Source organism: Sphingomonas sp. PP-CE-3G-477 (genome assembly GCF_003050745.1).
In the GTDB taxonomy this organism is placed as follows: Bacteria; Pseudomonadota; Alphaproteobacteria; order Sphingomonadales; family Sphingomonadaceae; genus Sphingomonas.
Map to the genome: position 1 here is coordinate 558,447 of NZ_QAOF01000001.1, position 18,022 is coordinate 576,468.

The window sequence follows — 18,022 nt, forward strand, 5'->3', positions numbered from 1 at the left end:
GACTATAACGATCCGCAACAGCGCGAGAAGTGGCAGTTTGCCGACTGCAAGATATTCGCGGCAGGCCGATCAGTGCGCTTACGGCACGGAGGCGGTCTGCAGCGTCCAGGTCTCGGTCCCCTCGAGTCCGAGCGCCGTCAGCCGACCGGACGAATAGGCGCCGGTGTCGATACCGATCCGATGGCTGCGTCGCTCGATCTCGTCGGTCATGGTGTGACCGTGAACGACGATCTTCTCCAGCGCGGACCGGTGATCGAGGAACGGGTCGCGGATCCAGCGCAGGTCCGAGGTTCGCTGCAGGTCGAGAGGCGTGTCGGGGCGGACGCCGGCGTGGACGAAGGCATAATCGCCGATCACGATCATATCCTCGAACGCCCGCAGGAACTCCTGATGCTCGTCGGGTACGAGTTGCTCGATGCGCTGCGAGAACGCCTCATAATCGAGCTGGTCGTATTCGGCGGCGTCCATGCCGTAGCTCAGGATGGTTTCACGCCCGCCGATGCGACAGAACAGCCGGAGCGCCTTGGGTTCGCCGTCGAGCGCGCCGAGGAATATCTCTTCGTGATTGCCCAGCAGGAAGCGAACGTCGGACCGTGTCGCGTCGAGTCCCCGAAGGCGATCGATGACGGCGGCGGAGGCCGGCCCGCGGTCGACGATATCGCCAAGGAAGATGAGCGTCGTTTCCGCCGGCCCCCGGGCAATCTCATCGGCTTCGATCAGGCCGATCAACTGGTCGAGCAGGTCGGCGCAGCCGTGGATATCGCCGACTGCATAAACGCGTCGACCGGCGGGAATAGTCGGGAGGTTCGCCTTGGCTACGCTACGAGACTTGAAAAGCTTTGAAATCATGCTGCTATCGATGGGGAGGGAAACATGTACGGGGCCTGATCGGAGGTGTGGTCGCATAAGGCGTAACGCAACCCGTCGCAACGCATCCCCCGATCACGGGTACGATGGATCGCACTCGGGGCACGGCCATACGGCATGACGCGGCGGTCGGCGATGGGTAAGGGGTGGCTATGTCGATGCCCATGACCCTCCGCCTGTTGCCGCTCCTGATGCTCGCGGCGGCAACGTCGCCTGCGGATGCCGTACCCGCGGACGATGCCCCCCAGCCGGCGTTCTTCGAGGCATTGCGCGCCGCCGATCTGCGGCTTGCGACGATCGCCTACCGCCTGACGACGGCGAACGCCGCGCTCTGCGATCAGCTCCAGCCGCAGATCGGCATGCCGATCCACGCGCTCACGCAATATGCGCCGGCTGCGCGCAAGGCCGCCGCGACGACGTTCCGATTCGGCGCGACGATCGGCGTCGAGGCGGTTGTTGCCGGTGCGCCCGCGGATCGCGCCGGGGTTCGCGCGAACGATTCGATCGTGGAAATCGATGGCAAGGCGCAGCCGGCTCTACCGGGTACGGACGCGCCGGAGAATGCGGGGGCAAGAGATGCGGCGGAAGCGGCGATCGCCAACGCTCCGGTTGCGCAGCCGTTGCGGATGACCTTGTTGCGGGACGGCCAGCGCGTTCCGGTCGCGATCAAGCCCGTCGCTGGGTGTCGATCGCGGTTCGAGATCCTGCTCGGCAGCGGGCTGGATGCCAGCGCGGACGGATCCGTCGTGCAGATCGGCGAGAAGTTCTTCGAAGGCTATAGCGATGCGGAGATCGCGGTGATCGTCTCGCACGAACTGTCGCACAACATCCTGCGGCACCGTGCGCGGCTCGACGCGGTGAAGATCAATCGCGGGATGCTGGCGGAGTTCGGGCGCAACGGCCGGTTGATCCGCGAGACCGAGGACCAGGCCGACCTGCTCGGCATCTACCTTCTCGCCAATGCCGGCTACGACCCGATGTCCGCGCCGAAATTCTGGCGCGAGAAGGGGGGCGACATCGACGGCGGGCTGTTCCGCAGCCGCACGCACGGGTCGTCCAAGGCGCGTGCCGAGGCGCTCGTAGCCGCCGCGCGCGACATTGCGGCGACGCCGACGCGGCCGATCATTCCGGCCGTGCTCGCAACGCGGAACGTGCCGCTTCGCTGACGCCTAGAAAACGGGGCGGGGCTGATCCGGCCAGATGCCGCGCGTATCGAGCACCGTCTTGTCGGCGCGTTCCTCCAGCGGGATCGACTTGAAGACGTCGTGATCGACCAGCACGACCATGATCGGGCAAGTCTCGATCGCGGTGTCGACGTCGATCAGCGTTGCGCCGGTGCCGGCGAACGCCGTGGGCAGGGTCTTCGCATAGGGCTCGACGATCCGCACGCGGTTGCCGAAACGCTGGGCCACGGCGTGCGCGACCTTCAATGCCGGGCTTTCGCGGAAATCGTCGATGTTCGCCTTGAAGGCGAGGCCGAGGCAGGCGACCGGGGCATCCGGCGTCGCCTCGACCAGGGCGGCGACCTGCGCGATGACGTGGTCGGTCTTGCCGTCGTTCACTTCGCGTGCGGTGCGGATCAGCGGCGTCTGTTCGGGGGCCGCGTGGACCAGGAACCACGGGTCGACAGCGATGCAATGCCCGCCGACGCCGGGGCCGGGCTGGAGGATGTTGACGCGCGGATGACGGTTGGCGAGGCGGATCACCTCCCACACGTCGACCCCCATCGTGTCGGCGATCAGCGACAGTTCGTTGGCGAAGGCGATGTTGACGTCGCGAAACGCGTTCTCGGTGAGCTTGGTCATTTCCGCCGCGCGCGCCGTCGTCGTGACGCAAGCACCGCGGACGAAGCGTCGGTAGAAGGTCAGCGCTTTCCGCGCGCACCGCGGGGTGATCCCGCCGATCACGCGGTCGTTGTCGATCAGTTCGACCAGGATCCGGCCGGGCAACACGCGCTCCGGGCAATAGGCGATGGCGATGTCCGCCTGCTCGCCCGCGCGGCCGGGAACGCGGATATCGGGGCGAAGCTTGGCCAGGACGTCGCGGACCTGTTCGGTGGTGCCGACCGGTGAGGTCGATTCGAGGATGATCGTGTCGCCGGGCTTGAGCACGGTTGCGATCGTCGACGCAGCTTGCAGGACGTAGCCGATGTCGGGTGCATGATCGGCGTCGAACGGAGTCGGTACGGCGATCACGAACACGTCGGCGGGTTCGATCGTCGTCGACGCGCGGAGCGTACCGCGCGCCACCACGCCCGAGACGAGACCGTCGAGGTCGACCTCCTCGATATGGACGCGACCCGAATTGACCGTCTCGACGACCGAGTCGGTGACGTCGACGCCGAGCACGCGCGCACCCGTCCGCGCGATGATCGCGGCAGTCGGCAGGCCGATATAGCCGAGGCCCATGACGACGACGGAGAGTTCGGTATCAGACAGCATGCTGGGCGAATCCCTTGGCGATGATTTCGGCGATCCTGGCGGCCGCATGGCCATTCCCGAACGGGTTGTGCGCGCGCGCCATCGCCGCATAGGCGGTTCTGTCGTCGAGCAGCGTGAAGATTTCGGAAACGATGCGGTCTTCGTCGGTGCCGATCAGCTTCGCGGTGCCGGCGGCGATGCCTTCGGGACGTTCGGTCGTTTCGCGCATGACCAGCACGGGCTTGCCGAGTGCGGGTGCTTCCTCCTGCACGCCGCCCGAATCGGTCAGCACGATCTCTGCCATGCCGAGCGCGCGGACGAAATGAGGATAGTCGAGCGGTTCGATCCGGGCGACGTTGGCGCGGTCGCCGAGGATGTCATCCATCACCGAGACGACGTTCGGATTGGGATGGACCGGGAACAGCACGGCGACGTCGTCGCGCTCTGCAATCCGACCGATCGCGCGCGCGATGGCGGCCATGCCGTCGCCGAAATTCTCGCGCCGGTGCGTCGTGACGAGGACGATGCGCTTGCCCGCGAACCGCGCGACGATCTCGTCGAGACCAGCGGCGAGCGACGGATCGGCAGCCACGCGGTCGGCGGTCCAGTGGAGTGCGTCGATCACGGTATTGCCGGTGACGTGGACCGTGTCCGCCGCGATCGTCTCGCGGCGCAGCGCGTCCGCCGCGGTTTCCGTGGGGGCAAAGTGTAGCGCGGCGATCGGCGCGACGATGCGGCGGTTCACTTCCTCCGGCCAGGGCTGGTAGATGTCGCCCGATCGAAGCCCCGCCTCGACATGCGCGACCGGCACCTTGCGGTAATAGGCGGCGAGCGCGCCGGTCATCGCGGTCGCGGTATCGCCTTGCACCATGACTAGGTCCGGTTGTTCCGCGTCCATCACTTCGCCGAGCCCTACCAGCAGGCGCGCGGTAAGCCGGTCGAGCGTCTGGCCGGGCTCCATCAGGTCGAGATCGATGTCGGGCGCGAGATCGGCAATTGCCAGAACCTGGTCGAGCAATCCGCGATGCTGCGCCGTGACGCAGGTGCGCACAACGAGGCCCGGCGTTTCGGCCAGGGCGCGAATGACGGGGAAGAGTTTGATCGCTTCGGGACGCGTGCCGAATATGACGAGGATCTTTGACATGGAACCTCTGTAGCCCACCGCGTTTAAAGAGGCGCTAACCGGCTGCGACGTTTCGCCGATCGGGCAGCCCGATTTGCACGGACCCGTAACGACCGGTAAATGGTGCAGTGCAACCAAAGACCTCGAAGACAACACTGGGAGCTCCGAATGACCATAAAGCCACTGCGCAAGGCCGTCTTTCCGGTCGCTGGCCTCGGCACCCGCTTCCTGCCCGCCACCAAGGCGATGCCGAAGGAAATGCTGACCGTCGTCGACAAGCCGCTGATCCAATATGCGGTAGAGGAAGCGCTGGAAGCCGGGATCGAGCAGATCATCTTCGTGACAGGTCGCGGCAAGGGTGCGCTCGAGGATCATTTCGATATCTCGTACGAGCTCGAAGACACGATGCGTGCACGCGGCAAGTCGCTGGATGCGATCAGCCATATCCGCATGAAGCCCGGCTCGCCGGTGTATGTCCGCCAGCAGGAGCCGCTCGGCCTCGGTCATGCCGTCTGGTGCGCGCGCGAGATCGTCGGCGCCGAGCCGTTCGCGGTGCTGCTGCCGGACGAGCTGATGGTCGGCAAGCCCGGCTTCATGAAGCAGATGGTCGAGGCGTATAACCAGGTCGGCGGCAACGTGATCGGCGCGCTCGAAGTCGCCGATTCCGAGACCGACAAATACGGCATCATCTCACCCGGCGCGATCGATGGCCGGCTGACCGAGGTGAAGGCTCTCGTCGAGAAGCCCAAGCAGGGTACGGCGCCGTCGAACCTGATGATCCCGGGCCGCTATATCCTCCAGCCCGACGTGATGCGGATCCTCGAGAACCAGGAAAAGGGTGCGGGCGGCGAGATCCAGCTGACCGACGCGATGGCGCAGCTGATCGGCGACCAGCCGTTCCACGGCTTCACGTTCGACGGCCAGCGCTATGATTGCGGCGACAAGGCCGGATACATCCAGGCGAACCTGGCGATCGCGCTGTCGCGTGCCGACATCGGTCCGGCGGTCCGCGAGTTCGCGAAGGGCCTGCTGGCCGGCTAAAACCGCCGGAGTTCCAAGATCACGCCGCGCTTGCAGTACCGCAGGCGCGGCACCCTGGATCCTTTGGCAGGCGGATCGAGCGGAAACGTAGCGCGAGCAGGTCCACCAGCAGCAATTTGCCGGCCGGATCCTCGCCGAATGGCGCGATCGCGCGAAGGACTTCGAGCGCGGCGAGACTGCCGAGGACGCCGGTGACTGGCCCCAATATGCCGTCCTCTGCGCAGCTGGTCTCCGCGCGTTCCGGGTCTTCGCCGACGAAACAGCGATAACACGGCTTGTCTGCTTCCCAGCCGCGATACGTCGCGAGCTGCCCTTCGAACTGACCGACCGCCGCCGAAACGAGCGGAATCTTCGCGACATAGGCGGCATCGGCGACGCAGAAGCGCGTCGCGAAGTTGTCGCAGCCGTCGAGCACGACATCGGCGCTCGCGAGCAGGCCCGTCACGTTCGAAACGTCGATCCGAACGCGGTGCGTGTCGACCGCGACGTACGGGTTGATCCGCTGCACCGCAGCCGCCGCCGCCTCAACCTTGGCGATACCGGTATCCGCCGTGGTGAAGATCGTCTGGCGCTGCAGGTTCGACGGCTCGACCGAATCGTCGTCGATCAGGATCAGTCGGCCGACGCCTGCTGCGCCCAGATACTGGATCGCGGGCGAGCCGATCCCGCCTGCGCCGACGATCGCGACGGTCGCCGCATTCAGCCGCGCTTGGCCGCTACCGCCGAATTCCTTGAGGACGATATGGCGCGCATACCGGGTGAGTTCGTCGTCGGAGAGGATCATGCGCCCCAGGCGAACGTCAGGCTGGTGCGGTACCAGGTGTCGGTGTCCGTATCGACCACGTCGATCGAATCGCGCGCGCCAAGGATCACGCCGGCGGCATATTGCTCGACCGTCGGGCAGTCGATCGCGCGCGGCGTGACGCGGCGGACGCGACCATCGGGGGTCATCAACACGGCAAGATCGAGCGTCAGGCTCCAGCCCTGCATCGTCCTGATCGCCTTGACGCACCGCCCGGCCATCACTTCGCCGTGCACATAGGCGGACGTGTTTGCGAGCGTGCTTGCCTGCTTGCGGATGCGCAGGACGGGCAGCGCGGTCCAGTCCTGCGGTGGCATTCCCGCCGTCGTCACGGTCGACGGCACGAGGATCGGCGGCGGCGCGATCGGCGTAACGGCCTGGGCCAGGAGGAGAAGTGCGGCGATCATCGGCCGGTCGATCCGAACCCGCCGATGCCGCGCGACGTCTCGTCCAGCGTGCCGACTTCGGCGAGCGTCGCGCGTAGGACGACCGCGGGGACGAGCTGCGCGATGCGGTCGCCGCGGGCGATCTCGAAGGGGTCCTGGCCGAGGTTTGCGAGGATGACCTTCACTTCGCCGCGATAGTCGCTGTCGATCGTGCCCGGCGTGTTGAGGCAGGTGACGCCGTGCTTCAGCGCGAGGCCGGAACGCGGGCGGACCTGGACCTCGTGGCCGACGGGAATGGCGATCGCGAAGCCGGTCGCGACGGCGGCGCGTGCGCCGGGCGCGAGCGTCAGCGCTTCGGCGGCGACGACGTCCATCCCGGCGGCACCCTCGGTCGCATAGGCAGGCAGCGGCAGGCCCTCGCCGTGCGGCAGGCGCTTCAGTTCGATACGGATCATGACGCCGCTTCTAGCGCATCGGCGATGCGGTCCGCCAGTCGTGCGGCGACCGCGTCCTTGGGCAGGCGCTCCCAGCTCTCGACACCGGCTTCGGTGACGAGGTGTACGCTGTTATCCGCGCCGCCCATGACGTCGCCCGAGACGTCGTTGGCGACGATCCAGTCGGCGGTCTTGCGAATACGCTTGGCGACGGCGTGCTCGAGTACGCGCTCGGTCTCGGCGGCGAACCCGATCAGCAGGCGAGGACGGTGGGAGCTGCGCGCCAGGGTCGCGAGAATGTCGGGGTTTTCCGCGAGCGTCAGCGTCGGCGTGGCATCGCCCTTCTTGATCTTCTGCTGCGAGGGTTCGACGTGCCAATCCGCGACCGCGGCGACCATGACGGCGGCGTCGGCGGGCAGCGCACGGTCGACCGCGTCCGCCATCTCCCGCGCCGTCTCGACATCGATCCGGTCTACGCTCTGTGGCGTCGGTAGCGTCACCGGGCCGGCGACCAGCGTCACGCGTGCGCCGAGCCGTGCGAGCGCTGCGGCGATCGCGAAGCCCTGTTTGCCCGACGAGCGGTTTGCGATGTAGCGGACCGGGTCGATCGGCTCGTGCGTCGGGCCGGCGGTGACGAGGATGTGACGGCCCGCCAGGCGCTTCGGCGGGGCGGGGGCGAGCATTGCTTCGATCGCCGCGACGATCGCAGGCGGCTCGGGCAGGCGGCCGGGACCGTATTCGCCGCACGCCATGATGCCTTCGTCGGGCGTCATCACCGTCACGCTGTCGGCACGAAGTTGCGCCACGTTGCGGACTGTTGCGGCATGGCCCCACATGCGCACGTTCATCGCCGGCGCGACCAGCACCGGTGTGTCGGTCGCGAGCAGCAGCGTCGTCGCGAGGTCGTTCGCGAGCCCCGCCGTCATCCGCGCCATCAGGTCCGCGGTGGCGGGCGCGACGACGATCAGGTCGGCCTCGCGGCTGAGCTGGATATGGCCCATCTCGGCCTCGTCCTTGAGGTCCCACAGCGTCGTGTAGACCTTGTCCTCGCTGAGTGCTGCGAGCGTCATCGGCGTGACGAAATGATGCGCCGCCTCGGTCATCACGCATCGCACCGCGTACCCGCGCGTCTTGAGCAGGCGGATCAATTCGGCGGCCTTGTAGGCGGCGATCCCGCCACCGACGATCAGGAGGATGCGTTTCATGCCGCTACCCTAGCGGATAATGCGCTTCACGGTAATGCGCCGGGTATCGAGCGCCGCGGCGAACAGGTCGCGCAATCCGTCGAGCGCCAGCACCAGGCCGACCAGCAGCAAGGGGGAGACCAGCAACGCGCTTTGCGACGTGCCCGATCGGTCGAGTAGCGCGATCAGAAGCACCGCCAGCAGAATCGTGCCGAGGACACGCGGCGCGATCGCGTCACGCCATGGCGTCCATCCGAACAGCGCCAGACCGACGACCGGGCCGGCCACCCATAGCGGCGCATAATCGAGCATGGTGGCCGACGCGAACGCCGACACGACGCTGCCGGTACCGGCCGGAGCGTCTGTGCCCACGGCGATGTCGAGTGACGTGACGATCGCAGCGACGGCATGGGCGTGGAAGGCGAGCACGATCGCGAGCAACCCCAGCGCTGCGATCCAGCCTAGCGTCTCGTCGCGTCGGCGCTCGCGTATCGCAAACCCGGTCATCGTCACGATGTAGAGCACGGCGGCATCGCAGATCAGCGTCGCGGCGAGCCCGAACGCGACTGCGTCGATCCAGCGACCCGGTCGATGCACACCGAGCGACAAGGCTATCAGCAAGCCCGCCCAGGTCTCCGGTAAATTCGAGAGATCCGTTCGCAACAGGGGCGCTAGCCCGGCGAACAGCAGGACCGCGGCGAGCGTCCGTGCCGCGCGCGTCTTCAACGCGAGCGTTAGTCGCGCATACCAGGCCACCGCGACGGCCGCTACGAGGCAATACAGCATCGTCGTGACGGCGAGGCCGGGCAACGAGCCTGCCACGACGGCCAGCGTCGGCAAGGGGAACGTAGTGAACGGTTCGAGCGGATATTTACCCGCGCGCAACGCATCGCCGGCGACCGCATAATAGCTGCCGCAATGCCGTACGGCTTCGACGATCCCGGCATATAGGCTGGTGTCGGGCTGACCTAAGGGAGCCGAGACCGCCATCAGGGTGGCGAGCAGTACGAGGGAGACCAGCGCCAGCACAAGGCGTGCCGTGGGTTGCGACACCACCGCGAACCGGGATGGCGACGCAAGCCACCGCGGGGTCAGCGCGCGGCGCATCGCCCGACTTTCCCGCACTCGTCTCGTCGAAGCTCGACCCGGCGAATCACGTCAGAACGAACCAGGATCCCACGATCCCGGAGGCGGCGGCGAGTACGGCGACGAGGCCGTAGCGCCAGCCGCCACCGATCCGGATCACTTCGATCTCGCGCAGCGGCATCGTCGGGGGCGCGCCACCGGGAGCGGGATAATGCGCCTCGATCCGGCGGACGAGCTCGGGCAGGCGGGTCAGCGTCTGGAAATCGGCGATCAGCCGGTCGGCGATCATCGCCTCCGGCCCCAGCTCGCCGCGGATCCAGTCGCGGACGAACGGCTCGGCCGCCTCCCACAGGTTGATGTCGGGGTTGAGGCTGGTCGCGACGCCCTCGACCATCACCATCGTCTTCTGGAGCAACAGCAGGTGCGGCTGCGTCACCATGTCGAAATCGCGCGTGATCGAGAACAGGCTGTCGAGCATCATGCCGATCGACATGTCCTTGACCGGCAAACCGCGCATCGGCTCGCCGACTGCGCGCAGGGCCGTGGCGAATTCGGCGACGTCGTGGTGCGCGGGGACGTAGCCCGCCTCGAAATGGATCTCGGCGACGCGCTTATAATTGCCGGTGATGAGACCGTAGAGGATTTCGGCGAGCCAGACGCGGGCGCGCCGGTCGATCCGGCCCATGATCCCGAAGTCGATCGCGGCGATGCGATTGCCGGGGAGCGCAAACAGGTTTCCCTGGTGCATGTCGGCGTGGAAGAACCCGTCGGCGATCGCCTGGCGCAGGAACGCGCGGACGAGCGTGTTGGCGAGGCCGGGCAGGTCGTAGCCGGCGGCTACGAGCGCGGGGCGGTCGGACAGCTTGATGCCGTCGATCCACTCGATCGTCATGACCTTGTTGGTCGAGCGCGCCCAGTCGATCGCGGGAATGACGAAATCGGGTTCGGCAGTCATGCCCTCCGCGAGTTCGGAGGCGGAGGCGGCTTCGCGGCGGAAGTTGAGTTCGCGTAAGGTCCAGCGCTTGAACGTCTCGATCGTGAGGCGGGGGCGGAGGCGCATCGCCTCGGGGCTGAGCGCCTCGAGTTGCGCTGCGGCCCAGCTGTAAGTGTCAATCGCGCGCGCGAAATCGTCCTCGACGCCGGGGCGGAGGACTTTCACCGCGACCTGGCGACCGTCGGTGGTGACGGCACGGTGGACCTGCGCGATTGATGCGGCGCCGACCGGGATCGGTTCGATGCGCGAGAACAGCGTTTCCAGCGGCTTGCCGAAGCTTGCCAGCATCGCCGCCTCGATCGTCTCGTAGGGGACCGGGGAGAGCTGGTCCTGCAACCTTAAAAGATCATGCGCGGCATCCTCACCGACCAGATCCGGCCGCGTCGCGAGCGTCTGCCCCAGCTTGATCGCCGCAGGCCCGATCGCCTGGAACGCATCCGCATAGCGTGGCACCGCCGGCACCCGCGCGCCGAACCGAGCGATCCGCGCAAGGCGGCGAACGGGGGCGGGCGTGTTGGGGTCGCGCTCGATGCCCCGCAGGGCTCCGTGGCGAGCAAGGATACGGCCCCATTTGAGGAGGCGCCAAACGTGGGTGGTGGAGGCCGTCACTGGGGGAGGGTGCCTTGAGAAGGGCTTTGTTCACGCGAAGGCGCGAAGGCGCGAAGAGAGATTTGTTCACGCGGAGACGCGGAGACGCGGAGAGAAGGAAGAACTGGTTCGCGCAGAGGCGCAGAGGCGCGGGGGTGTTTGGCTTCGCCGCGGATGCGGCTTTTCATTATTGGCGAATGGCTAGCAAAGCGCTGACGCGCGCAAGATCTGGCGCCTTCGCGCCCACTTACTCTCCGCGTATCCGCGTCTCCGCGTGAACCACTCTTCGCGCCTTCGCGCCTTCGCGTGCTCACTAGATCTTCCAACCGCTGTGGATCGCGACCAGCCCACCCAGCAGCGGTTCGACCTTGGTCTGCACGAAGCCCGCGTCCGCGATCATGCCCTTGAACTTGGGCATGTCGGGGAAGCGGCGGATCGATTCGATCAGGTAGCGGTAGCTGTCGGCGTCCTGCGCCAGAAGCTGACCAAGCTTCGGGACCATCTTGTGCGAATAGGCGTCGTATACCTCGGCGAATCCAGGCCACACGGTGGTCGAGAATTCGAGGCAGTAGAAACGCCCGCCGCGGCGCAGGACGCGGTGCGCCTCGCGCAACGCCTTCGGGATATTGGTCACGTTACGGATGCCGAACGCGATCGTGTACGCGTCGAAGAACTTGTCGGGGAAGGTCAGCGTTTCCGCGTTGGCTTCGGTCCAGACGAGGCCGTCGATCCCGCGCTTCTGGGCGCGCTGCATGCCGACTTCGAGCATCTGCGGGTTGATGTCGGCGACCGTGATCGACGCGCCCGACGGCTCCATGCGGAACGCGATGTCGCCGGTGCCGCCGGCCATGTCGAGGATCTGCTCGCCTTCGCGCGGCTTCACGCGGCGGACGAAGCGGTCCTTCCACAGGCGGTGCATGCCGCCCGACATCGCATCGTTCATCAGGTCGTATTTGCCTGCGACGTTCGAGAAGACGCCGCCGACGCGGGCGGTCTTCTCGGTGGCGGGGATGTCTTCGTAGCCGAAGGAAACGGTATCGGGCGTGAGTGCGGGCGCGGGCGCGATCAAGTCGTTCATATCCTGCGCTCTAGCCGCGCCTTGTGGCGCGAGCAAACGCAACCTAGCTGCAAACCGTGCCAGAATTACCAGAAGTCGAAACCACCGTGCGCGGGCTGGAGCCCGTGCTGAAGGGCCAGCGCCTGACCTCGGTCGAGCCGCGTCGCGCCGACCTGCGTAAAGCGATCCCGGTCGACCTGCGCCAGCGGATGACCGGGGCGACGGTAACGACGCTCGGGCGGCGCGCAAAATATGGGCTGATCGATACCGATCGCGGCGATACGCTCGTGTTCCATCTCGGCATGTCGGGGCGCTGGCGAGTCGATCCGAGCGAACTGCTCGCGCATGATCACCTGCTGATCGGGACGGCGGCGGGGCGGATGGTCGCGCTCAACGATCCGCGGCGATTCGGCTTTCTCGATCTGTGGGCGACCGACGACATCGCGAATTACCCGCCTTTCCTCAGCATGGGGCCGGAGCCGCTCGGGCCCGACCTGACCGCTGCGTATCTGCTGGAAGCGCTTGAGGGGCGGGGGGCGTCGATCAAGGCGATGCTGCTCGACCAGCGAATTGTCGCGGGGCTCGGCAACATCTATGTGTGCGAGGCGCTGCACATGGCGAAGATCGCGCCGTCACGTGCGGCGGGGCGGATTTCGCTGTTTCGACTCGAGCGACTCGTCGAGGCGATTCGGACGGTGCTGACGGCTGCGATCCTCGCGGGTGGTTCGTCGCTGCGTGATTACGTGCGGCCCGATGGCGAGCTCGGCTATTTCTCAAAGCAATGGCGCGTCTATGGGCGTGAAGGCGAAGCGTGCGAATGTGGTGCTACCGTGAAGCGGCGGACGGAGGGCGGGCGCTCGACGTTCTGGTGTCCGAAGTGCCAACGCGGTTGAGCCTATCAGTTGACGGGCTAGCACAAAGTGAGTAGGGCCGCGGCTTCGAGAGGGCGTAGGAGCAATCCGGCGCCCCTTTTTATTCATTCGAACATCCAGAGGGCTTCATGGCGAACACGCCGCAGGCGAAAAAGCGTATCCGTCGCAACGACCGTCGCGCGGAAGTGAACGGCAACCGCGTCGGCCGTATCCGTACCTTCATCAAGAAGGTCGAGGCCGCACTGGCGTCGGGCGACAAGGGCGCAGCGACCACCGCACTGGCCGCGGCACAGCCTGAGCTGCAGCGCGGCGTCGCCAAGGGCGTGCTGCACAAGAACACCGCGAGCCGCAAGTTCGCGCGTCTGACCAAGGCCGTGACCGGGCTCGCCTAAGCGAACCGTCATTGCTGAGTAGATCACCCGTCGGGAATTCCCGGCGGGTTTTTTGCGTCTGCGAACGGAACCGATCGGGAGTCTGCATAACCCCAGGATTCCCCGCGATTCGAGTATGCACAGATCAAGTCAGTCGATGACTAGATTCACAAAAAATGCGTAAAGACAGCCACTTATAAAAATATCGACGCATTTCCGGGGCTTGGTCAAGTCAAGCCGGTTTATTTCGAAAATGTGACGTGTCCGGGCCTTGCTCAACGCGCCGATCGCTTCATAACTGGCCCGACAGCGACGATGCTCACGACCGTGAATCACGGGGGCACGCATCGGCGCTTCATGAATAGGGCGAAGATGCCGGATGACCGTTGTGGGTCGTCGCGGGGGATCATTTTCTGTCGGAACTAAATCACCAGCGCGAGCGTCGCGCGGGGTCGGAGAAGTGTGCGCGTGGCGAACTGGCAAGGATCGATGGCGCACGTGACCGAGGCCGAAAAGGCCTGGGCCCGCGTTCGTGCGTCCTTGCGCGAGTCTGCCGGCGTGCGCCTGTTCGAGCAGTGGTTGAAGCCGATCGAGCTGATCCCGGGGGAAGATCGCGACACGATCCGCCTCGCGTTGCCATCGGCGTTCATGACGAACTGGGTGCGCAATCATTACGCCGACCGGCTCGTGCTCGAATTCAAGCAGATCCTGCCGCACGTCCGCACCGTGCAGATCGAGACCCGAGCGTCGGGCCGCGCGCCGGTGGTGCTCGCGATCGAACCGGCTGCGCCCGTGCCCGCGACGCCCGCACCTGTCGCGAACCCCGTGCCGGCCGAGACCAGGTCGGTTGCGGAGCCCGCGCAGGTTTCGATGAAATTCGGCGTCGATCCGTCGCTGAAGCCGGCGCCGGCGGTTCCCGTCGCTGCGCCGGTGGCGATGGGCGTGCCGGCCGAACGGCCGCCGCTCGATCCGCGCTACACGTTTGCGCGATTCGTCGTCGATCCGTCCAACAAGGTGGCGTTCAACGCGGCCAAGGTGCTCGCCGAGCCGGGCCCGGTCCGGTTCAGCCCGCTGTTCCTCCACAGCGGCACGGGGCAGGGCAAGACTCACCTCATGCACGCGATCGGCCACGCGTTCCTCGAGCATAACCCGCACGCGATCGTGCTGTGCATGTCCGCCGAGCGGTTCATGTACGACTTCGTCGCGTCGATGCGCGCGCGCGATACGCATGCGTTCAAGCAGCGGCTGCGCGGGGCCGACCTGCTGCTGATCGACGACCTCCAGTTCATCGCCGGCAAGGACGCGACGCAGGAAGAATTCTTCCACACCGTCAACGAGATTATGGCGGCAGGCAAGCGGCTGGTGATCTCCGCCGATCGCTGCCCGCAGGCACTCGAAGGCGTCGAGGCGCGGATCGTCAGCCGCATGTCGGTCGGGCTCGTTGCGGACATCAAGGCGCCCGATCTGGTGCTGCGTCGGACGATCCTCGACCGGAAGCTCGTCGACCTGCCCGACATGCGCGTGCCGACCGACGTGCTCGACCTGCTTGCCAGCCGCATCCACGCGAACATCCGCGAGCTCGAAGGCGCGCTGAACCGGGTGGTGGCCTACGCGCAGCTGACCGGTGACACGATCGATCTCGACTTCGCGGTGGCCACGTTGGGTGAGGTGCTGCGAGGCGCACAGAAGCGCGTGACGATCGACGAGATCCAGAAGCTGGTGTCGGCGCATTTCGAACTGAAGCCGCTTGATCTCATTTCCGCGCGGCGCGCTCGGGCTGTCGCGCGGCCGCGGCAGATCGCGATGTATCTGGCGAAGCGTCTGACGACGCGGTCGCTGCCGGAGATCGGCCGAAAGTTTGGTGGACGCGATCACTCGACGGTGATCCATGCGGTGCGGAAGATCGAGGAACTGCGTGATTCGGACCGCGATATCGATGCGGCCGTGCGGGTGCTGATGCGCGAGCTCGAAGGCTAGGCTAGCCCGTACTTCCTTGTTCTCCCGCGAAGGCGGGAGCCCAGACTGGGCCCCCGCCTTCGCGGGGGAACACGCTGCATGCGGTATGCCAAGATGTAGCCGCATCGGCCGGCACACCAAAAACTCCCCCGTCATCCTGACGAAAGTCAGGATCCAGAGTTACGGACGGTTGCTTATTTGGCTCTGGATCCTGACTTTCGTCAGGATGACGGAATAGGGGTTAAACCTGCAATCCCATCGCGTCCTGCGTCTGCTTCAGCACCGGTGCCGCCAGCGCGCGTGCCTTTTCCGCGCCCGCCTGCAACACCGCCGTCACCGCGCTGCGGTCATGGAGCAGCCGCACCATTTCGTCACGGATCGGCCCGAGCTTCGCCACCGCCAGATCCGCCAGCGCAGGCTTGAACGCGCCGAAGCCCTTGCCGCCGAACTCGCCCAGCACGGTCGCGACGTCGCTATCCGCCAACGCCGCGTAGATCGTCAGCAGGTTCCGCGCCTCGGCGCGGTCGCCCAGTTCCTCGACCGACGCCGGCAACACGTCGGGATCGGTCTTCGCCTTGCGGAACTTGTCGGCGATCGTGTCGTCGCTGTCGATCAGCTTGACCACCGACTGCTCGGACGGGTTCGACTTCGACATCTTGGCCGAGGCATCGCGCAACGACATGATCCGCGGGGCGGCCTTGCTGATCAGCGGGGCGGGGAGCGTGAACAGGTCGACACCGTAATCACCGTTAAATTTGGTGGCGATATCGCGCGCGAGTTCGAGATGCTGCTTCTGGTCCTCGCCGACCGGCACGTGGGTTGCATTGTACAGCAGCACGTCGGCCGCCATCAGCACCGGATAATCGTACAGCCCGACGCTCGCGCCCTCGCGGTTCTTGCCCGCCTTGTCCTTGAACTGCGTCATGCGGTTCAGCCAGCCGACCCGGGCGACGGTGTTGAGCAGCCACGCCATCTCGCTATGTGCCGGCACACGCGCCTGGTTGAACAGGATCGACTTCGCCGGATCGATCCCCGCGGCAATCATCGTCGCGGCGACCTCGATCGTGTGCGACGACAGTTCCGACGGCGCGATCCATTCGGTCGGGGCGTGGAGATCGGCGATGAAGAACATCGACTCGCCACCCTGTGCGGCGACGTCGTCCTGCAGCGTCACCCACTGCTTCACCGCCCCCAGGTAATTGCCGAGATGGAGATTACCGGTGGGCTTGATGCCGGAAACGACGCGCATGTTGAAACCTATCTGGAACGACGCAGAAGCGTGGAGATGTCGCCCAACCGGAACGCCCCGGTGAGCAATGTCGCGATCGCATAGACGACGCCGCCGGTCGCGACCAGCACCAGCATCGCCCCCCAGCGCTCGACGCTGGTGCCCGTCACGAACGGCTGGAACAGGCTATTCAGGAAATACATCACGACGCCCATGATGAGCGCGGCGACCAGCAGCCGCCACGTCCGGCGACGGAGCCGGGCATCGGGCGTGAAGTGCCCGCGGCGGACGAGCGTCCGGTACAGCATCGCGACGTTGACCGTGCTGGCGATCGCGGTGGCGAGCGGCGGGCCCATATGGCCGAGCGGCTTGATGAAGGCGAGGTTGAGCACGAGGTTCACAACCATCGACATCGTCGCATAGCGCACCGGCGTGCGCGTGTCGGAACGCGCGTAATAGCCGGGCGTCAGTACCTTCACGAGGATGTACGACGGCAATCCTATCGAGAACGCGGCCAAGGCCTGCGCGGTCAGCACGCTGTCCTCGAGCGCGAACTTGCCGTGCTGGAACAGTGCACCGACGATTGGCACCCCGCACACGATCAGCGCGACTGTTGCGGGGAGAGTGAGGAACAGCGCGAGTTCCATGCCGCGGTTCTGCGTGGTCATTGCCTCCGCATCCTCGCCGCGGCCGAGCTGGCGTGAGATCGTCGGAAGCAACACCGTGCCGAGCCCGATCCCGATCAGCCCGAGCGGGAGCTGGTTCAGTCGGTCCGCAAAATAGATGTATGAGACCGAGCCGGCCGGCAGCAACGCGGCGGCGAGCGCGGTCGAGACGACGAGGTTGATCTGCACGGCTCCGGCCCCGGCGGCGGCGGGCCAGATCAGCGACATCAGCTTTTTAACGTCGGGATTGAGTTGCGGACGCTTGAGGCGGAGCTTTACGCCCGACGCTCGGCAGGCCCAGATCAGCCACAGAAGCTGCAACGCGCCCGATACCGTGACCGCGATCGCCTGGTTGCGCGCGGTCAGCAACGGCTGGTGTTCGTGGAACAACAGCAGCGCCGCGATCAGCGTCGCGTTGAGCAGGATCGGCGCGGCCGCGTTGATCCAGAATTTATGCAGCGAATTCAGGATGCCGCCGAGCAGTGACACGAGGCTGATCAGGAGCAGATAGGGCAGCGTGATCCGCGAGAGGTGGACGACATAGTCGAACCGCTCCGCGCTCGCACCGTTGAATCCGAAGGTCAGCAGCCACGTCATCGGCCACGCCGCGAGTTCGAAGATCGCGGTCATCAGGATCAGCGTCGGCAGCAGCACCGACAGCGCGTCCTCGGCGAACGCGATCCCGTCGGGCAGTCCGCGGCCATCCTTGTCGCCGACCTTCCGATTGAACATCGGGATGAACGCGGCGGAGAACGCGCCCTCCGCGAAGAGCGCGCGGAACATGTTGGGAAGGCGGAACGCGATCAGGAACGCGTCGGACGCGAACCCGGCGCCGACGAACCGCGCGAACAGCGAGTCGCGGACCAGCCCCAGGACGCGGCTGGCGAGCGTCAGCCCGCCGACCGACCCCAGCGCCTTGGTGAGGTTCATCTAAGCGCGCTCCGCCTC

At 66.3% G+C, this 18,022-nt stretch carries 17 protein-coding genes; 5 read left to right on the forward strand and 12 right to left on the reverse strand.

What is annotated here, in order from left to right:
* Positions 1 to 78 precede the first annotated feature (78 nt).
* Positions 79 to 849, reverse strand: a complete 771-nt coding sequence (locus C8J45_RS02580) for a metallophosphoesterase family protein (RefSeq protein ID WP_107961741.1) — start codon at positions 847 to 849, stop codon at positions 79 to 81.
* Positions 850 to 1,031: 182 nt separating this feature from the next.
* On the opposite strand from C8J45_RS02580, the gene C8J45_RS02585 reads away from it, so the two are divergent.
* The gene (locus tag C8J45_RS02585; protein WP_146168557.1) at positions 1,032 to 2,033 is read left to right on the forward strand and encodes a PDZ domain-containing protein; all 1,002 of its coding nucleotides are present in this window, start codon (positions 1,032 to 1,034) and stop codon (positions 2,031 to 2,033) included.
* A gap of 3 nt (positions 2,034 to 2,036) precedes the next feature.
* Here C8J45_RS02585 and wecC read toward each other — a convergent pair whose 3' ends face one another.
* On the reverse strand, positions 2,037 to 3,308 hold the full coding sequence (gene wecC, locus C8J45_RS02590) for a UDP-N-acetyl-D-mannosamine dehydrogenase (protein ID WP_107961743.1): 1,272 nt from the start codon (positions 3,306 to 3,308) through the stop codon (positions 2,037 to 2,039).
* Positions 3,298 to 4,431, reverse strand: coding sequence for a non-hydrolyzing UDP-N-acetylglucosamine 2-epimerase (gene wecB, locus C8J45_RS02595; RefSeq protein ID WP_107961744.1), 1,134 nt, complete (start codon positions 4,429 to 4,431; stop codon positions 3,298 to 3,300). Before wecB ends, wecC begins: the two co-directional genes overlap by 11 nt.
* Before the next feature lie 147 nt (positions 4,432 to 4,578).
* Here wecB and galU point away from each other — a divergent pair, with 147 nt between their 5' ends.
* Positions 4,579 to 5,451 (forward strand): UTP--glucose-1-phosphate uridylyltransferase GalU, encoded by an 873-nt coding sequence (gene galU / locus C8J45_RS02600; RefSeq protein ID WP_107961745.1) that lies wholly within the window; start codon positions 4,579 to 4,581, stop codon positions 5,449 to 5,451.
* Between the two features lie 19 nt (positions 5,452 to 5,470).
* Here the strand turns inward: galU and C8J45_RS02605 are convergent, their stop codons facing one another.
* From C8J45_RS02605 to C8J45_RS02635, 7 genes are all read right to left on the reverse strand, one after another.
* On the reverse strand, positions 5,471 to 6,235 hold the full coding sequence (locus tag C8J45_RS02605; protein ID WP_107961746.1) for a molybdopterin-synthase adenylyltransferase MoeB: 765 nt from the start codon (positions 6,233 to 6,235) through the stop codon (positions 5,471 to 5,473).
* Positions 6,232 to 6,660 (reverse strand): hypothetical protein, encoded by a 429-nt coding sequence (locus C8J45_RS02610; protein ID WP_107961747.1) that lies wholly within the window; start codon positions 6,658 to 6,660, stop codon positions 6,232 to 6,234. The genes C8J45_RS02605 and C8J45_RS02610 overlap by 4 nt, the downstream gene beginning before the upstream one ends.
* On the reverse strand, positions 6,657 to 7,094 hold the full coding sequence (gene dut / locus C8J45_RS02615; protein WP_107961748.1) for a dUTP diphosphatase: 438 nt from the start codon (positions 7,092 to 7,094) through the stop codon (positions 6,657 to 6,659). Before dut ends, C8J45_RS02610 begins: the two co-directional genes overlap by 4 nt.
* A complete protein-coding gene (gene coaBC, locus C8J45_RS02620; protein WP_107961749.1) occupies positions 7,091 to 8,278 on the reverse strand; it encodes a bifunctional phosphopantothenoylcysteine decarboxylase/phosphopantothenate--cysteine ligase CoaBC in 1,188 nt (395 codons plus the stop codon). The genes dut and coaBC overlap by 4 nt, the downstream gene beginning before the upstream one ends.
* 9 nt (positions 8,279 to 8,287) lie before the next feature.
* Entirely contained in the window at positions 8,288 to 9,364 is a 1,077-nt protein-coding gene (locus C8J45_RS02625) for a hypothetical protein (protein WP_107961750.1), read from the reverse strand.
* Positions 9,365 to 9,410: 46 nt separating this feature from the next.
* Complete coding sequence (ubiB, locus tag C8J45_RS02630; RefSeq protein ID WP_107961751.1) at positions 9,411 to 10,946, reverse strand: 2-polyprenylphenol 6-hydroxylase; 1,536 nt, start codon at positions 10,944 to 10,946, stop codon at positions 9,411 to 9,413.
* A 292-nt stretch (positions 10,947 to 11,238) separates the two neighbouring features.
* Positions 11,239 to 12,003: a class I SAM-dependent methyltransferase gene (locus C8J45_RS02635; protein WP_107961752.1), complete on the reverse strand. Its 765-nt coding sequence runs from the start codon at positions 12,001 to 12,003 to the stop codon at positions 11,239 to 11,241.
* A gap of 56 nt (positions 12,004 to 12,059) precedes the next feature.
* Between C8J45_RS02635 and mutM the strand changes: the two genes are divergently transcribed.
* The 3 genes from mutM to dnaA all read left to right on the forward strand — a co-directional run bounded on the left by mutM (position 12,060) and on the right by dnaA (position 15,202).
* The gene (gene mutM / locus C8J45_RS02640) at positions 12,060 to 12,875 is read left to right on the forward strand and encodes a bifunctional DNA-formamidopyrimidine glycosylase/DNA-(apurinic or apyrimidinic site) lyase (protein ID WP_107961753.1); all 816 of its coding nucleotides are present in this window, start codon (positions 12,060 to 12,062) and stop codon (positions 12,873 to 12,875) included.
* A 107-nt stretch (positions 12,876 to 12,982) separates the two neighbouring features.
* On the forward strand, positions 12,983 to 13,246 hold the full coding sequence (rpsT, locus tag C8J45_RS02645; protein WP_031394736.1) for a 30S ribosomal protein S20: 264 nt from the start codon (positions 12,983 to 12,985) through the stop codon (positions 13,244 to 13,246).
* 468 nt (positions 13,247 to 13,714) lie between these two features.
* Positions 13,715 to 15,202, forward strand: a complete 1,488-nt coding sequence (gene dnaA / locus C8J45_RS02650) for a chromosomal replication initiator protein DnaA (RefSeq protein WP_107962208.1) — start codon at positions 13,715 to 13,717, stop codon at positions 15,200 to 15,202.
* Positions 15,203 to 15,422: 220 nt separating this feature from the next.
* Here the strand turns inward: dnaA and trpS are convergent, their stop codons facing one another.
* A complete protein-coding gene (trpS, locus tag C8J45_RS02655) occupies positions 15,423 to 16,430 on the reverse strand; it encodes a tryptophan--tRNA ligase (RefSeq protein WP_107961754.1) in 1,008 nt (335 codons plus the stop codon).
* Positions 16,431 to 16,438: 8 nt separating this feature from the next.
* On the reverse strand, positions 16,439 to 18,004 hold the full coding sequence (gene murJ / locus C8J45_RS02660) for a murein biosynthesis integral membrane protein MurJ (RefSeq protein ID WP_107961755.1): 1,566 nt from the start codon (positions 18,002 to 18,004) through the stop codon (positions 16,439 to 16,441).
* Between the last annotated feature and the right edge of the window lie 18 nt (positions 18,005 to 18,022).

What these genes read in the sequence shown, in the direction of transcription:
- C8J45_RS02580 (WP_107961741.1), bottom strand. Translation starts at nt 849, where the DNA reads ATGATTTCAAAGCTTTTCAAGTCTCGTAGCGTAGCCAAGGCGAACCTC.
- C8J45_RS02585 (WP_146168557.1), top strand. Translation starts at nt 1,032, where the DNA reads ATGACCCTCCGCCTGTTGCCGCTCCTGATGCTCGCGGCGGCAACGTCG.
- wecC (WP_107961743.1), bottom strand. Translation starts at nt 3,308, where the DNA reads ATGCTGTCTGATACCGAACTCTCCGTCGTCGTCATGGGCCTCGGCTAT.
- wecB (WP_107961744.1), bottom strand. Translation starts at nt 4,431, where the DNA reads ATGTCAAAGATCCTCGTCATATTCGGCACGCGTCCCGAAGCGATCAAA.
- galU (WP_107961745.1), top strand. Translation starts at nt 4,579, where the DNA reads ATGACCATAAAGCCACTGCGCAAGGCCGTCTTTCCGGTCGCTGGCCTC.
- C8J45_RS02605 (WP_107961746.1), bottom strand. Translation starts at nt 6,235, where the DNA reads ATGATCCTCTCCGACGACGAACTCACCCGGTATGCGCGCCATATCGTC.
- C8J45_RS02610 (WP_107961747.1), bottom strand. Translation starts at nt 6,660, where the DNA reads ATGATCGCCGCACTTCTCCTCCTGGCCCAGGCCGTTACGCCGATCGCG.
- dut (WP_107961748.1), bottom strand. Translation starts at nt 7,094, where the DNA reads ATGATCCGTATCGAACTGAAGCGCCTGCCGCACGGCGAGGGCCTGCCG.
- coaBC (WP_107961749.1), bottom strand. Translation starts at nt 8,278, where the DNA reads ATGAAACGCATCCTCCTGATCGTCGGTGGCGGGATCGCCGCCTACAAG.
- C8J45_RS02625 (WP_107961750.1), bottom strand. Translation starts at nt 9,364, where the DNA reads ATGCGCCGCGCGCTGACCCCGCGGTGGCTTGCGTCGCCATCCCGGTTC.
- C8J45_RS02635 (WP_107961752.1), bottom strand. Translation starts at nt 12,003, where the DNA reads ATGAACGACTTGATCGCGCCCGCGCCCGCACTCACGCCCGATACCGTT.
- rpsT (WP_031394736.1), top strand. Translation starts at nt 12,983, where the DNA reads ATGGCGAACACGCCGCAGGCGAAAAAGCGTATCCGTCGCAACGACCGT.
- dnaA (WP_107962208.1), top strand. Translation starts at nt 13,715, where the DNA reads ATGGCGCACGTGACCGAGGCCGAAAAGGCCTGGGCCCGCGTTCGTGCG.
- trpS (WP_107961754.1), bottom strand. Translation starts at nt 16,430, where the DNA reads ATGCGCGTCGTTTCCGGCATCAAGCCCACCGGTAATCTCCATCTCGGC.
- murJ (WP_107961755.1), bottom strand. Translation starts at nt 18,004, where the DNA reads ATGAACCTCACCAAGGCGCTGGGGTCGGTCGGCGGGCTGACGCTCGCC.